The organism is Citrobacter sp. Cpo040 (assembly GCF_030332915.1).
Classification (GTDB): domain Bacteria; phylum Pseudomonadota; class Gammaproteobacteria; order Enterobacterales; family Enterobacteriaceae; genus Citrobacter; species Citrobacter portucalensis.
This window is the reverse complement of sequence record NZ_JAOWGX010000003.1, coordinates 1-542: the sequence shown is the minus strand read 5'-3', so window position 1 is coordinate 542 and position 542 is coordinate 1. Positions and strand designations below refer to the sequence as shown.

The 542-nt window shown below is 57.7% G+C and carries 2 protein-coding genes; both read left to right on the top strand.

Annotated elements, in window-relative coordinates; all coding sequences use genetic code 11:
- Positions 1–149: host cell division inhibitor Icd-like protein (locus OGX86_RS00015; RefSeq protein ID WP_286638963.1), on the top strand; the 149-nt coding region annotated here is incomplete at its 5' end.
- Positions 142–441, top strand: coding sequence for a derepression protein (locus tag OGX86_RS00010; protein ID WP_016151189.1), 300 nt, complete (start codon positions 142–144; stop codon positions 439–441). The genes OGX86_RS00015 and OGX86_RS00010, both read left to right, overlap by 8 nt.
- The last annotated feature ends 101 nt before the right edge of the window (positions 442–542 follow it).

The following is a 542-nucleotide window of genomic DNA, read 5'->3' as shown; positions in this document are numbered from 1 at the left end:
CCGCCGTCCGTCGCGCAGACCGTAAACCCCGTATCTGTATGCTCCGCACCGTTGCCGGTGACGAGCTGGCCGCCCGCCGCACCCTTGTCCGGGAATATGTGCTTTCCCTTGCCGCCCGGCTGCCGGTTGTGGAGGTGTCACATGCATAATAAAAACACCCCTCAGACCGTCTCAGCGCGTCGTGATGACCTTAACCCCATGCAGGAACACCTCAGCATTGAGGCGTACCATAAACTCAATCGTGCCAGCGCCGTCTCGCAGTTCGTGGGCGGTGATTTGCTGCGCCGTGAACTGAACGGTTTACACCAGCTATACCTGCCGCAGATTTTTAGTTATATCCATGAGGACGTCAGCTACGTCCTGGAAGAGCTGAAAGCCAAAGGCCTGTGCCGTGACTTTCTCGCCACGACGTCGGGAAACGGAGGGGAGCACCATGTTTGATTTTCCTCAGCCGGGTGAAACATATCGCTGTACAGGATTTCCTGATGTGGTGGTGTCGGGCGTGCTGGCCGACGGTATTCCGTGGGATATGCCGTACCGCT

What these genes read in the sequence shown, in the direction of transcription:
- OGX86_RS00010 (WP_016151189.1), top strand. Translation starts at nt 142, where the DNA reads ATGCATAATAAAAACACCCCTCAGACCGTCTCAGCGCGTCGTGATGAC.